We start from the raw sequence: 15,729 nt of genomic DNA, 5'->3' as shown, positions 1-15,729 counted from the left end.
GCTGATTTCGCGCATCCTGGGGTTAAGATACAGCGAAAAATTTTTATCGTTGCATTTCGTTCACACACCCAGCATGAGGCGTTCCTCTTCCAGCGCCGCTTCTTCGGCCGACAATAGCGGTTTGTCGGTTACTTCCGTGAGCAACAGGGTATATCCCAGGAGTAAAACGATCAGCAATACCTGGTAGCGTAGTACAATAGGTGCTGCCAATACGCTGAAGCCAAAATTGATCACCATAAAAGTCCAGCATAGTAAGAGGGCAATATTGAATTTGCGGCTGGTTTTCCGGATACCTTTTTTGATAAGATAACGGATGGTTTCTTCGAGGAAGAGCAGATGGCAAATCACAATCAGGGAAGGGAATAACGCCATCAGCGTGCTTTGCAGATCGTTGTATTTACCTTCCGGTTTTTCCTTATCGCCATCTTTAAAAAAGGCTTTCACATTGTCCAGGTTAGATCCCATGTAGGGCCGGTTATAAGCATTGAGTACTTCCGGCTCCGGCAGGATATATAATTTCGCATTTGCCAACAGGTAGTAACGGAAAAAATCCCCGGGATATTTTTTGATCGTATACTCCCCGTAACTTCTGAACAGCGGCGCCAGCGCTGCCCAGGCGGTATAGGCGTCCTTATTTTTGTACACTGTAAAATAATAGCGCATCATCGTTTTTTGTGGTCCGGCATTATCCCACATAAACACCGAGCCATCATACACCTGTTTCTTTTTTTTGCTCTTTCTCAAATTATCGCAGAAATGATAAACCAGGTTGTGCATGGTGGCAAACCTGGCCGGCACATCGGCGGAGTCCAGCTTCCGGTACTGTAACCCATACATGGAATTATTCATCATCTGCCAGCCGCTGAAAACAGAAAATTCCCTGATCCCGGCATGTTCATAGGAGCGCTGCCGGATAAACAATACAAAAGAAACTATCAATATCATTGGGAGCAATATGGCGGCTATTTTCTGCCATATCCTGTAACCGGACAACAAGATGGGGATCAGCGCTACCAACGGGTAAAACATAGCATTATACCGTATGGTAAACGCTGCGCCCAGCACCAATCCATGCAGGATCAGCAGCAACGTGGTGGGTTTATGCAGCATCCATAGCAGCAACGTAATCCAGGTAAGTCCCAGCGACAGGAACAACGCATCCGAAATAAAGTAATTACCCAGGAAAGGAAACAGCGGGTTTATCAGCAGAAAAGCATAAAACCCGTAACGGAAGTAGCTCTCCGCCCGGAAAATATATACCACACTAAAATAAAAGAAGAAGGCGCTCGTTTCCAGGAGGCTAAACTGCAACACCGCCAGTGCCGTTTCCGAGCGGGATACCTGGTGAAACAGCCACAGGAACTTAGAGTAGCCAACAGGCCAGATATTATGATCCAGGTTCTGCAGTGCGGTTTGCATATAGGAGCCGGTATCAGAAGTGAAATCTAGGTAAGGAAAGAAATGTTTGAATATAACCATCTTAACGGCAGCTGCAGCGATGGCCACGACCAGCAACAGGCGATTATGGCGATCGGCGAAAATAAAGGCACCAAAGCTGTTGGCAGGCATACTCGCGGGCAGGGCAGGTGATAATAACATAGCTTTACTTTTATATTTGATCCAACCGGGCAGGATCTTTTTGAGGGTAGCGATACAATGGATACAAGTATAGGGGAAGCAACTGAAGTCTGCACTCAGTAGGTGGTAATCAAGGGATTATTGACTTTTTTTGGATAAAAAGGCGGGAAAAGTTTGGTTATTATCAGAAAAGTTCTAATTTCGCGGTCCTGATTTGCTATTGCCTGATAGTATAACGGTAGTACAAGCGACTCTGACTCGCTTTGTCTTGGTTCGAATCCAGGTCAGGCAACGAGAAGAACACCGCAGATATTTGCAAAGTCAAATAGTTGCGGTGTTTTTTACTTTATGTGTCGCGTCATGTTTGTTTTGGATCAAGTTCAATTACGGAAGATTCTGTAAAATTCGAACTTCCTTAGATCTTCTAATCAACTAAATCAGAATTTAATTTCGAGAGAATAACTTTATAGGGGTTAATTACTACTAAGATGGCCTGAGAAGTCCAACATCAAGTGGAAAAGCTTCAGCTTTTTATCTTCAATGTCAGTATGTTCCGAATCATACTGAAACTCGAAATCAGCAATATGAGCAATTTTAGTGATCGGTTTAGTTGCATTTGCCTCACTAAATTCACTACTTAACAGGTAATTTATATCTTCAATATTAGCACCGATATCCATACTCTCTACTATAAAACCAAGCATCGCATTTATCCTATGATAAGCAGAGTATTTTTTACTAACAAACCTCAATATGCCTTCTTTAATGTATTTTCCATTGAGACCACTTTTTGATTTTCTACTCTTATTATTTAGCCGTTTGCATTCAATTATGTAATACTCATCTGTATTCCGAAAGATGTTTTCATTAAAAACTTTAAAATCTAAATACCCCTCAGCAGTTCCAAATTCTTTTGGTTCACATTCAAACTTATATGATAAATCCAACTCATTCCGTATAAAGGGATTATTGAGATAATTACAATACAAATGATCTCTAATGTTGTCCTCATTATTTAATACTTTATCGCCATTAACCTTTATCTTTTCATAACATGTTACAATTTTAGACATGATAGATAAAAGCTCTGTTTCATAAATAAATCCAGCCTCTAAAAACAACGAAGCATCGATTTCATCAAATAGACTCATGTGTTTTACCTGTTTTTAGAATTGCATCCATAAAGTCATTAAGATCTAGGTAGGCCAATGCCTTATGCCACACCTTTCGTTCATTGGGTTTGAAGATATAGAAATAATCTTTCTCAAATCCTCTCACATCCTTTTGAATAAATAATTTATCTGAAATCTTATCGTGCCCTAAAGATATTATTAGTTTTAATAAATCGTCATTGGCCTTATTGAGCCATTCCACACTTGATTTTTGACTTTGCAAAGAATCAACCCTAAAAAAAATTCCTATTACATGGCTTGTATGCCACACTTCAATATTAAAAGACTTTTTATTGTTGAAAATGTTTGAGAATTTGGAGTAAAAAACATTAATATAAGCTTCTAAGTATTCATCTTTGAATTGTATTGTCTTGTATAATTCTCCGCAATTCTTTTGTAGAATTGAAGGAATAGTATACTTAGTAGTAAAATCAACTAGGGCTTTTTCTATATTGCTTAAATGAAGTGCTTCATATACAGTTAAATTCAATTTTCTTCGTAAAACATTCTGCTGATTTTCTCGAAACATTCCATTTTTATGCAGTGCTAAGTCCTCTTCAATTTCTTGAACTACGCCCGTAATTTCTATCAAATCCGAAAATGGAAATGAGAACTTTTCTTCATTAAATGCTTGTTCTCGTTCAACTCCTGGGGAGGAAAATTTATGAATTGCATAATATGAAAAGAGGTCCGATTGCATTAATCCCGAAATATTTCTCAGGTCACTAAGATCCTCCTTAACATTGGCTTTAACACCAGTAACAGAATCTTTATATAGACAATCTATGTCACAGATAGCTGCAACTGACTTAAGTTCGTTTGTTAATCCCTTTTTTATAAGCAGCCTTATCCCATAGTATAGTTGTTTCTCTCGAATTCGGTGCAAATGTTTATCTTTAAACGGTTGAAGATCGTTTCTAACAAAAAAAGGTTGAATGCAATCAGGTGATAACAATTTCAATTTTGCCAAATCTCCTACAGGATTCTTATCCGAACCATTTTGAAATCCTTGCCCCTTGAGAAATTTTTTCTCCAATATTCTTTCATCAATTGTTTGGTAACCTTCTAATCGCAATAAAAAATTATAATCTAAGTAATGGCCATATAGTAAAGTTTTCCAAAGCCAGTCCTTAGACAAGAGGAGATTTTGAGATACTTTTTTTATATCAGTTCTATTAATGACGAAAAGATTGAATAAGGAAAAGAATCTATTCGGCTTTACAGAATAGTGATCTAAGTAGTTAACATTAGTTTCCGTACCAAAAGCATATTTATAAAAAATAATCACCGCTGGCGCAATTGCAGGATCGTTTGATTTGTTAAATACCTCTCTTCTAACTGGTGATAGTTCAAAAATTTTATCAACAAGATAATTAGTAAGAAAATATTTTCTAAATGATTGAGCATTTATATTATACAAAGTCTTGCTAGTAACGATTAAGCTCGCATTTGTCGACGGCGTAGAAAAGTCACTTACTCTCAACAAAAAAGCCTGCGCAATCTCATTATTACTTATGCAAATTGGAATAATTGGATGGCCTTCACTGATTTTTCTCTGTTTTATATATTTTTCAAATAAAGGTTTTCTTTCCCCGTCACCTCCTCCCCTTTTCCAGGGAGGATTTCCTAAAATATATTTGAACTCCGATTTTTTTAATACCGCATTGAACTCATGATTAGTATCGAAGAAATCAGCTGAAAAGAAATTTTTACCATAGAGCTTAGGAAATCTAAAGTTTTCAATATCTCTAGGGCTTTGATAATCTAATAATGTTAAATAAACAGAAAAAATCGCTACACTAACAGCACTTTTGTCTTTGTCTATGCCATAGATGTTATCCTCAGAAATTTTCCTTAAAATTTCTCTATACTTATCAGAATCTTTTAAAATATTGGGGTTCAAAGCATTGAACTTCTCTATGAGTACTCTAAGCGTTTCAACTAAAAATATTCCTGAACCGCAAGCAGGATCTAAGACTTTACAGTTATAGTCCGTTTTATTAATCTCAAAATATTTAGTAACTGTTTGAGATACAATGTACTCAACAAGAAACAAGGGAGTATAATATGCACCACTAGTGGCCTGTTCTTCATGTCCAATAAAAAGTTCATAGACATTACTAATAAACTCAACGGGTATTATAGAAAAATCGAATACATCAAAAAGTGATAATTGCCCAGATTGTAATGTTACACCTAGCAGAAGATCTCTAACGGTATTCAATGCTAAAGGGCCAATAGTACTTGAGTCTTCAATTTGAAATAAATCTCCATTAAACTGCTGTTGCAAATATGAGAAAAAATCGAAAGTAGCTTGTTTGTCAGATAGTATTTCACAGTATTCCGCGGTTGTCCACTCTTTAGGATCAGATTTGTATCCTATTCGAACATTTCTGTCAATGAGGTACCTAACAAATATACTTTTGCCTAACAAGGCATTCGCTGTATGATCATCTATATTACAATCATTAATCAAAATTTCCCTGGCAGCCTTGATATTTTCAAGCAACTTAAAGTCAACCCGATTCTTATAGTTCAAATTACTTGCATACTTTTCCCACGTATCACCTGTTACAAGTTTTAGGTATTCAAAATCACTTAGGCCATTTGAATTTGATATTAATGCTAATGAAGATTCAGTTTTCAAATATTCAAAGCCATTGTATATATCCACTGTTGTATCCTCAACAATTATGACAATCGGTATTTCATTAAGATTCCAAACCGCTTTAAAAAGGCCATTCCTATCCTTGGGTTTTTCATAAAACAAGATAAATGGTTTGTCCCCCATACAGAAAACTGAATGAGGCTTGGTCAGTGGATTATTAATAATCTTGTCTATTTTCCTTACTAATGCGATGTCTTTATCTTCACTTAAAACAAGACCATTAGACTTATTCAGACCTAATTTATTATGAATGCTCTTAATCGAAGCCATATTTTTTCCCACTCTTAAAATTTAGTCTCAATGATTAAATACTCTCAATACTCAAAATCTCATTCTTTAATTGAATTTAAAAATACATACATAATTTACACACAATCATTATTATGAATAAAATCAATTTAATAGCAAAATATTTTGGACTAAAATACATATTCTTCACGCAATAGATATACGTAGTATAAGGTTTCTTTTGAATGGGGATAAAATGTTATAATATTCAAACGATATTATAGCTACTTCGCAGCCGAGTTTTTTTGACGAGCAGCTTTTTCGGGGAAAGCTCGTTTATCTTCGTCATATAAATCTCCTATTCCTAAATTTCCAACAAGCTTTTTTGCTGCTTCCGGAGGTCTAGTAATCATCTCTCTTTGTTTAACAAGGTCATCTTTTGATAGTAAAAAATCAAGGATATCATACAGTAAATCTACATTCCATTAACTGTCTAATCAACAAAAACTGTTTTAAAATCAGAAAAAAAATTGCCTTACAGCTACTATTTTCGGGCACCTACATAGCCTCCAATGCCTTCTTTTTAATACCCCAGCAACCACATGATCATTTTAAACCTTTGACTTTTGGCGAGCTATCAAAATCGATAGCTCGCCAAATTTACTTACACCTAATCACCACGACCAAACAAACCTTCTACCCCAATCGATTGTTTTAATACCCCCGCATTAATTGTCATAACGACAATATGGCTTAACCCGGCAGAAAAACCGCCAACTCCCCCACCCCCGAAACAGTCAAAACCCACTCCACACAACGCTTAAACCCAATTCAGTCGCCTATCCGTAAAGAAAACCGCCCCACACAAGCACCCGGTACACTTTTATCTCCCTAATATATTTATATTTATATCACGCCACAGCACACGTTATGCTAAAGAAAACTATACTGATCTCACTGTTATTGTCTTTGCTGTTGTATGCCAATGCCCAGGAGTTTTCTTCCCTGAACGTCAACAACGGCCTCTCCAACAACCAGGTGAACTGCATCTTCAAAGATAGCCGTGGCTTTATGTGGTTTGGTACCATGAGTGGCCTGAACCGCTACGATGGCTTTACCTGCAGGGTATTCCGGCACGATGCTTCCGACCCGGCTTCCATCAGCGACGATTATGTTATGGCGATCAACGCGGTTCCCGGCAACAGGTTGTATATCCGTACCCGTAACGGCGACGTGCTGTATGACCCGGTTACAGAGCAGTTTTCAGATGCCGCAATATGGTTAAAGAGCAAGGGGCTGCCCGTTACCGGCATTACCTGTATGCAGCAAATCGACGGCTCATGCTGGATAGGCTACCAGGATGGCAGTATTTATTATTTCAATGAAAACAATAACAGCGCCGCGAAACGGTTGCAGCATCACGCAGGTATTCCTGTGGCCGATATTAATCAAACGGCGCCCAACCAGATAGGCATTCTCTATCTGAACGGAGAACTTGATATGGCTGATGCGCGCACCGGCCGGCTGTTGTCGCACTCAGATGCGGTAAGGCGCCTGGTGGACAACAGCCCCATCTCCCTGCGATTTTTTACGGATGCACAGCAGGATCTATGGGTATATATGCCGGGCAGCGATTTCGGTGTGGTATATATAAACAGTAAAACCGGCGCCAGCCGGCGGCTGTTGTCCAAAAACAGCGCGCTGAACAATGATATTGTTAACAGCATTGTGCAGGACGAAAAAGGGCAGATCTGGATAGGTACAGATCACGGGGGAATCAATGTGCTGAATAAAAGCAATTTCTCCTGTTACTATCTCCAGAAAAGAGAAGAAGATGTAAAAACGGTAGCGGAAAATGCCATCTATGCTTTGTATAAAGATAACCTGGGCATTATCTGGTGCGGCACTTATAAAAGGGGAATCAGCTATTACGCGGAAAATATGATGAAATTCCCGCTGTATATGCACAAATATGCAGATCCCAACAGTCTTAGCTACAATGATGTTAATTGCTTTGCAGAAGACCGGAACGGCAACGTATGGATAGGTACCAATGGCGCGGGATTGATTTATTTCGACAGGAAGGCCAATACCTTTACCCGGATGACGCATGCTCCCGGTAACAACAACAGCATCAGCGCCTATGTGATCCTGAGCCTGTTTGTGGATGATAATAACAGCTTGTGGATAGGATATTATTTCGGCGGCCTCGACAACTATCATAACGGTACCTTCACACACTATCGCACAGACACGGCCAACAATGGCCTGAGTAATAAAACAGTATGGAAAATTTATAAAGATAAACAACAGAACTTCTGGATAGGCACGCTGGGCGGTGGACTCGACCGGTTCGACCAATCAGCCGGACTCTTTTATCATAACAATGTGAATATACCTAACTCCGTACATTCCAACTATATCACCGACCTCACAGAAGATACCAAAGGGAACCTATGGATAAGCACCGCCTATGGAATAGATGTACTCGACAAAGCCAAAGGCGTATACGTTCATTACCTGCACAGCACACACCAGCTGAGCAACGACAACGCCAACTCCCTGCTTTGCGACAGCCGCGGCATCATGTGGGTGGGCACCCGCGACGGACTCAATGCATACGATCCCGACAAACAGCAGTTCATCACTTTCCGGATGAAGGACGGATTACCGGATAACAATATAATTTCTATACTGGAAGACAATGACCATCATCTGTGGGCAAGCACCTCCAATGGCCTGAGTAAAATAGCGGTGCAGCACCAGAACAATACTGTAACGATCAGTTGTCATAATTATGATGAAAAAGATGGCCTGCAAGGCAACGCCTTTAATATAAATGCAGCGCTCAAACTGAAATCCGGCGAGCTGTTGTTCGGCGGCGCCGATGGGTTCAATATCTTTGATCCCGCAAAAGTAAAACAGGTACGGCATGAGCCGCCCATTGTGTTTACCAGTCTCCAGCTCTTTAACCGCACCATTGCGGTCAATGAAAAACGTAACAACCACGTTATACTACCCGCTGCCATGCCGGAAACACATGAAATTATTTTACGGCACAATGAAAACGATTTTTCTATCGACTTTGCGGCACTCGATTTCACCAACACCGATAAAAACAGGTACACTTACGCCTATAAACTGGAAGGCTTTAATAAGGAATGGCAAACAACAGACGGCAAATCCCGGCGCATTACCTACACCAATATCAATCCCGGCAGCTATACCTTGCTGCTGAAAGCGGTAAGCGACGACAATACCCTGCAATGGAAAGGCATTTCCTTGCGTATCCGCATACTGCCTCCTTTCTGGGCCACTCCCTTGGCCTATGTGCTTTATTTTGTACTGGTGGTGGCCATCCTGCTGCTGCTCCGGAAAATAGTACTGCATCGCGCGCAACGCCGCTTTGCACTGCAGCAGGAACGACGGGAAGCCCGGCAGCTGCATGAACTGGACATGCTGAAAATTAAACTGTTCACCAACCTGAGTCACGAATTTAAAACGCCGGTATCACTTATCCTGTCGCCCCTGGAAGAAGTGATCTCCCACGAAGCCGATCATACCTTCCGGCATAAACTGTACCTGATACGCCGTAATGCCAAAAGACTGCTGTACCTGGCCAACCAGCTGATGGATTTCCGGAAGATGGAAATGCAGGAGCTTAAACTTAATCCGGCCAATGGAGATGTCATCGCCTTTATACGCGATGTGGTATATTCCTTTACAGACCTGGCAGAACGCAAACAGGTAGCATTTTCTTTTTATGCGGCCAATGAAACCCTGTACACCAGCTTCGATCACGATAAAATAGAAAGGATACTCTTTAACCTGTTGTCCAATGCCTTCAAGTTTACCACCACCGGCGGTTTCGTAAAAGTATTTACCAGCTTTACCCAAACGAACAACGAACAGGCTGTTCTCGAAATCAGGGTGGAAGACACCGGGATCGGTATTCCGCCGGAAAGACATGAGAAGATCTTTGAACAGTTCTTCCACAGCGACTCGCCCGGCGGTTTTGTAAACCAGGGCAGCGGGATCGGACTGGCCATTACCAGGGAATTTGTAAAACTCTGCGGGGGCAGTATCCGGGTGGAGAGTGAAGTGAATAAAGGCACTACCTTTATTTTACATCTTCCTATGGAGATATTAACCGCAGCAGCCGGCCATATAACTGCAGTGGAAGAGCCACTGCTTCCTACCTCGCCGCAGACTGCGCCTTCAGAAGATCCCGTACCTGCAAAAAAAGAAGAAAAACAAACATTGCTGCTCGTAGAAGATAATGACGATTTCCGTTTTTACCTGAAAGAAAACATGAAGGCACATTATCATATCATTGAAGCAACCGACGGTGCAAGTGGCTGGCAAAAAACCTTGTCGGCCCACCCCGACCTGGTGGTGAGCGATGTAAATATGCCAGGCATGAATGGTATAGCCCTCTGCGCAAAAATTAAAAGTGATAACCGCACAAGGCATATCCCCGTGATATTATTAACCGCCCGGGCTGCAGAAGAAGAACAGCTACAGGGACTTGAAACCGGGGCCGACGACTACATCGTAAAACCCGTCAGGTTCGAAATTATGCTTTCCCGGGTACGCAACCTGCTCGCACGCAGGGCGCCAGCCAAACAACTGGTGGTGCTTCCTCCTCCCGATGATACTACCACCGTATTGTCGGCCGACGAGAAATTTATGCAAAAGGTCCTCGAGATTGTGAATAAACATCTTGCCGATGCCGGCTTCTCCGTGGAAGAACTCAGCCGCGAATTATTTATGAACCGCGTATCCGTTTACCGCCGTATTTATGCCATTACCGGTCAGCCGCCCATCGAATTTATCAGGGGGGTACGCCTGCAACGCGCAGCGCATTTACTCACGCAAACAGAAATGAACGTCACCGAGGTGGCCTATGAAGTAGGATTCAATAATCCGAAATATTTCGCCAAATACTTTAAAATGGCCTACCAGATGCTGCCTTCAGCCTATGCCGCCGCCATGAAAAAGAAGTAGTTGCAACAAATCAACCCCTCCTTTATATACATTTGATACCCCTCGCATGCAACATAATAGCCTGAATAATACACATCCGGCTACCCTGTATTTATACCAATACCAATAACTTTATCCTCATCGTACCGAACGAACACTTTATGAAGTAGTAAACCAAAATCGACGCAGAATTTCCCTTTTTTAAAAATTTTAATTTCTCCACGTATGAAAAGAGCCAGTATTACTGGAAAGCCACGCCTATGGGTATGGTTAACGATCACTTATTGTGCCTTTGCAATAATTGCGCACGCACAAAATGCTCCTCCATCAGGAAAAAAAATCAGTGGCACCGTCACCGCGCATGAATCAGGACAACCCGTTCCCGGCGCATCAGTAGTATTTAAAGGTACCAATACCGGGGTAGCCACCGACGATCACGGCAGGTTCAGCATAGCTGCTGCACCCGGCCAGGTGCTCACCATCACCTCTATCGGGTTTACTGCGAAAGAAGTTACCGTAGGCGCCGCACCCACTTTAAATGTAGTGATCAGCGAAACCCGGAGCTCCCTGCAGGATGTGGTAGTGATCGGGTATGGCACCATGAAAAAAACAGACCAGAGCAGCGCCCAGGTATCCATTTCTTCCGCCGACATCAGCAAAACCATCAACACCACGCTGGACCAGGCTATACAAGGCCGGGCAGCAGGCGTATATGTTACCCAGAACTCGGGCCAGCCCGGCGGCGGTATCTCTGTAAACATCCGTGGAGTAAATACGCTGGGCGGTACCAATGAACCGCTATATGTAATTGACGGGGTACAGATACAACCCGCCAACGTTTCCTATGGCGCCACCAGTTCCGTAAACCCGCTGGCAGGGATCAACCCATCCGACATTGAATCGATGGAAATATTGCAGGGTCCTTCCGCCACCGCGGTTTATGGCTCCCGCGCCACCAACGGGGTAGTGCTCATCACCACCAAAAGAGGACAAACAGGATTGAAAGTAGGCTACAGCTATCTCTATACCGGCCAGCAAAAACCGGAGGCCATCAACACCATGAGCCTGCAGCAATTCGCCATTATGAATAATGAAATTGCAGGTCAGCTAAACCGTACACCCACAGCAGAATTCAAAAATCCTTCTGTTCTTGGCGCCGGTACCAACTGGCAGGAAGCGCTTTTTAAAACAGCCCCCCTGCAAAAACACCAGATCACCGTTAGCAATGGTAATAAAAACACCAACTACTATATGGCCGGCGAATATTTCACGCAACAGGGCGTAGCTATCGGCTCTAATTTTAACCGCTATTCCTTCCGGCTTAATTTAGACAACCATGCTTTCGACTGGCTTAAATTAAGTACCTCTCTTAACTTCTATCAAACAAAAGAAAAACTGGGTTCTACCAGTGAAGATGTTATCCGCAATGCCATTAACCTGGCGCCCAATATCCCGGTAAAAAATGCAGACGGTACCTGGGGAGGCGCTACTGTCAATGAATTTGGCAACAATGCACAATATGCACCGCTGAATCCCGTGGCCATCGCCAACCTGATCACCAACAACTATAAAAGAACAGGCGGACTAGGTGGCCTCAGTGCAGAAATAAACATCATCCCGGGCCTCACCTTCCGCACCAGCTTCAACGGAAATTTTGAATACGCCGACGGAAGTAAATTCACACCCACCTACCGGCTGGGATATAACGCCAACGAAAAAGCCAGTCTGAGTATCAGTACCAACAAAAATTTCTACTGGAACCTCAACGAACTACTGCAATACAATAAAACATTCGGCAAACACAGCATCGGCGTAATGGCCAGTCACGAAGCACAATCCTGGAACTACCAGAGCTTCTCCGCTACCCGCACCGGTTTTGCCAGCAACGATATTCAATCGCTTAACCTCGGCAATGCCCAGGGGCAAACCACCGGCAGCGGGAAAGGCTCCGGTGCACTGGAGTCCTATCTCGGTCGTATCAACTATGTATATAACGACAAATACATCCTGCAACTGGCAGGACGCGCCGATGGTTCATCCAACTTCGGTATTAACAACCGGTGGGGATACTTCCCTTCTGTGTCTGCAGCATGGCGCGTTTCCAATGAATCTTTTATGAAAGCAGTTCCCTTCATCAATGATTTAAAAATACGCGCCGAATATGGCACCACCGGTAATACCGGCGGCGGCGGTGCACAGTATGCACGTCTTAATCCCGTAACAACACCATGGGGAGCGGGTTTCGCTACCGCCTTATATGGTAACGAAAACATACAATGGGAATCAACAGAAACAAAAAATATAGGTTTTAACCTCAGCATCCTCGATAACAGGATACAACTGGAAGGCGACTACTACATCAAGAAAACAAATAATCTCCTGATGCCGAATCCCCTGCCTGCTTACATGGGCACACAGGGAGAAGGCGCTATCGCCCCTCCTACCGTAAACCTCGGTTCATTACAAAACAAAGGCTTTGGTATTACTTTGAACACAGTAAATATCAAGAGCGGAAGTGGTTTTGTATGGAGAACCAATTTCAACATCTCTTCCTTCAAAACAAAGATCACCAAATTCTATTCAGATGCCAGCTTCATGTCGAAATCTGCATGGTATATGAATAATTTTACGGAACGTGCCTCTGTTGGCGATGCCCCATGGCTGTTTTATGGCTATGTGGCAGAAGGACTGTTTACCTCTGTAGATGAAATCAACAAAAGCGCCATCCCGTCAAAGTCTGATGGCAGCCGCCTCGATGTATCGAAAGATGGCGGCGTATGGGTAGGCGACATAAAATACAAAGACCTGAACGGCGACAACATCATCGACTCACGCGACCAGACCTATATCGGCAATCCCTGGCCCAAACTCAGTTTCGGGTTCACCAATACTTTTTCCTATAAGGGATTTGACCTGAGCATACTGATCACCGGCGCACAGGGCAACGATATCTATAATTACCTGCGGTTTGAAAATCTAAATCCCAATAATGCCAACCTCGGACGTAACCTGCTGGTAGAAGCATTTGACTACGCGCGCATCACCAACGACGGTACCAAATCCGTGCTGGCCAATCCCGGCACCACCGTACCCAGGATTACAGGATCAGATGTAAATGGTAACGGCAACCGCTTTACCAACCTGTTCGTGGAAGATGGTTCTTATATCAGGATCAAAAATATTCAGCTGGGTTATTATCTCCCTTCTTCCCTCCTGAAAAAACAACCGGTGATCAAAGCCATGCGGTTTTCTATTGGCGTGCAAAACCTGGCCACTTTTACTAAGTACAAAGGCTACGATCCGGAAGTAGGCGCCTACCTCGGCAAGGAAGTACAACTAAACAGCCAGTTCTATGGCGTAGATGCCGGCCGCTATCCTTTAACCAGGATGTATTCCGCCAGCGTAGCAGTTGATTTTTAAAGCAGTAAAAAGAATTACCATGAACCGTCATATTTATAAAAGATACCTCATCGCTTTCATTGTACTCGTTACACTGGGCAGTTGCAGCAAAGATTTTTTAAACAGACCACCGGAAGATAATATCGTGGATGCGAATTTCTATAAGACCACCGACCAGGTGCTGGCAGGAACAGCACCACTGTACGGGCTTGTATGGTTTGCCTATAACGATAAAGCCGCCAATGGTCTCGGCGACGGACGGGCCGGTATACTTATGTCCGGCTCCTACCAGGTGGATAACATCCGCATGCAAACGACCGATGTTACACCGGAGGTATATAGTTCCTGGACTTCGTTCTTCAACGTAGTGGCGCAGTCCAATATGGCTATTACCAACATAACCAAATATACCTCCCCCGATGTGCCTGAAAATGTAAAAAATGCCGCCATTGCGGAAGGCCGTTTTATGCGGGGCCTGGCTTATTCCTACCTCGTGCAGAACTGGGGACCGGTGCCGGTCATTGTGGATAACAATGTACTGGTAACAGATACATCTATCAGCCGGAATACCGTAGAATCTGTATGGGGCTTTATTATCCGCGAATTCCGGTTTGCAGCTGCCAATCTGCCGGCCACACCCATGCAGAAAGGAAGACTGACCAAATGGGCTGCAGAAGGCATGCTGGCGAAAGTATACCTGACCCGCGCAGGCCTCGGCGCCAATAAAACACGCAAACAAACAGATCTCGACAGCGCCAAATGGTTTGCTAACGACGTAATCGTGAATAGCGGCGCATCGCTGATGACCAACTACGAAGACCTGTTCCTGATGAAAAACAACAATAACAGCGAAAGCCTGTTTGCCCTGCAATGGAAATATGATGGCGACTGGGGTACACAGAACAGCGTACAGGCATTTCTCGCCTTTGGCTCGGAAATCACAGGCTTTAGTGACGGATGGGGCAGCGATCTGGGCGCCTCGCTGAACCAGTTAAAATTATATTCTCCCAATGATAAAAGACGTAAAGGCACCTTTATGTTTCCCGGTGATCACTACTCCTACATCCATCAATCAGTAGATGATCCCAACAATCCCGGTAAAAAGATCATTCAGGAATTGCAGGTACCCTGGCGCTTTAACGGAACCGACCGGTATAATACACGTGCCTGGGTGAAGAAATATGTAGTAGGCCGTCCGGAAGATAATGATGGCAAAGTAACCCAACAGCATACTGAGATCAATACCTATATGTTAAGATTGGCAGATGTGTACCTGGTCTACGCGGAAGCCGTTCTGGGCAATGCCGCCGCCACTTCCGACGGAGAAGCGCTGAAATATTTTAATGCCATCCGCAAACGCGCCGGCCTCGCCGACAAAACAGCGATTACCTGGGATGATATCTATAAAGAAAGAAGACTGGAACTGGCCATGGAAGGACAAGCCTGGTACGATATACTGCGCCTGCATTATTACGATCCTCAAAAGGCTATCAGTCTCCTGAATGCCCAGGATAAAGGCACCTACAGGATAGTACCTAATACGGAAACCAATGCCACCAGCTGGACCATTACCTCCGACACACCAGCATTTTACCCGGTTACGGAAAGTAATTTCCTGCTGCCCTATCCTGCTGCTGAGTTAACGGCGGCGCCCAATCTGAGGAAGCCACCGGTGCCTTTTGCTTATTAATCTTCAAA

7 protein-coding genes are annotated in these 15,729 nt (G+C 43.3%); 3 read left to right on the top strand and 4 right to left on the bottom strand.

Annotation, left to right across the window (positions count from 1 at the left end):
* Positions 1 to 60: 60 nt before the first annotated feature.
* From KE626_RS05305 to KE626_RS34825, 4 genes are all read right to left on the bottom strand, one after another.
* Complete coding sequence (locus KE626_RS05305) at positions 61 to 1,599, bottom strand: hypothetical protein (protein WP_211971824.1); 1,539 nt, start codon at positions 1,597 to 1,599, stop codon at positions 61 to 63.
* Positions 1,600 to 2,051: 452 nt separating this feature from the next.
* Positions 2,052 to 2,729 (bottom strand): hypothetical protein, encoded by a 678-nt coding sequence (locus KE626_RS05300; protein ID WP_211971823.1) that lies wholly within the window; start codon positions 2,727 to 2,729, stop codon positions 2,052 to 2,054.
* On the bottom strand, positions 2,716 to 5,688 hold the full coding sequence (locus KE626_RS05295; protein WP_211971822.1) for an N-6 DNA methylase: 2,973 nt from the start codon (positions 5,686 to 5,688) through the stop codon (positions 2,716 to 2,718). The genes KE626_RS05300 and KE626_RS05295 overlap by 14 nt, the downstream gene beginning before the upstream one ends.
* Positions 5,689 to 5,930: 242 nt before the next feature.
* The gene (locus KE626_RS34825; protein WP_283093126.1) at positions 5,931 to 6,059 is read right to left on the bottom strand and encodes a hypothetical protein; all 129 of its coding nucleotides are present in this window, start codon (positions 6,057 to 6,059) and stop codon (positions 5,931 to 5,933) included.
* A gap of 517 nt (positions 6,060 to 6,576) precedes the next feature.
* Here KE626_RS34825 and KE626_RS05290 point away from each other — a divergent pair.
* From KE626_RS05290 to KE626_RS05280, 3 genes are all read left to right on the top strand, one after another.
* Positions 6,577 to 10,653 (top strand): hybrid sensor histidine kinase/response regulator transcription factor, encoded by a 4,077-nt coding sequence (locus KE626_RS05290; RefSeq protein WP_211971821.1) that lies wholly within the window; start codon positions 6,577 to 6,579, stop codon positions 10,651 to 10,653.
* Positions 10,654 to 10,857: 204 nt separating this feature from the next.
* The gene (locus KE626_RS05285) at positions 10,858 to 14,052 is read left to right on the top strand and encodes a SusC/RagA family TonB-linked outer membrane protein (protein ID WP_211971820.1); all 3,195 of its coding nucleotides are present in this window, start codon (positions 10,858 to 10,860) and stop codon (positions 14,050 to 14,052) included.
* Between the two features lie 19 nt (positions 14,053 to 14,071).
* Positions 14,072 to 15,721, top strand: a complete 1,650-nt coding sequence (locus KE626_RS05280) for a RagB/SusD family nutrient uptake outer membrane protein (RefSeq protein WP_211971819.1) — start codon at positions 14,072 to 14,074, stop codon at positions 15,719 to 15,721.
* The last annotated feature ends 8 nt before the right edge of the window (positions 15,722 to 15,729 follow it).

Origin of the sequence: Chitinophaga hostae (assembly GCF_018224885.1) — a bacterium.
Lineage (GTDB): Bacteria > Bacteroidota > Bacteroidia > Chitinophagales > Chitinophagaceae > Chitinophaga > Chitinophaga hostae.
This window is presented reverse-complemented; position numbering and strand designations above follow the sequence as displayed.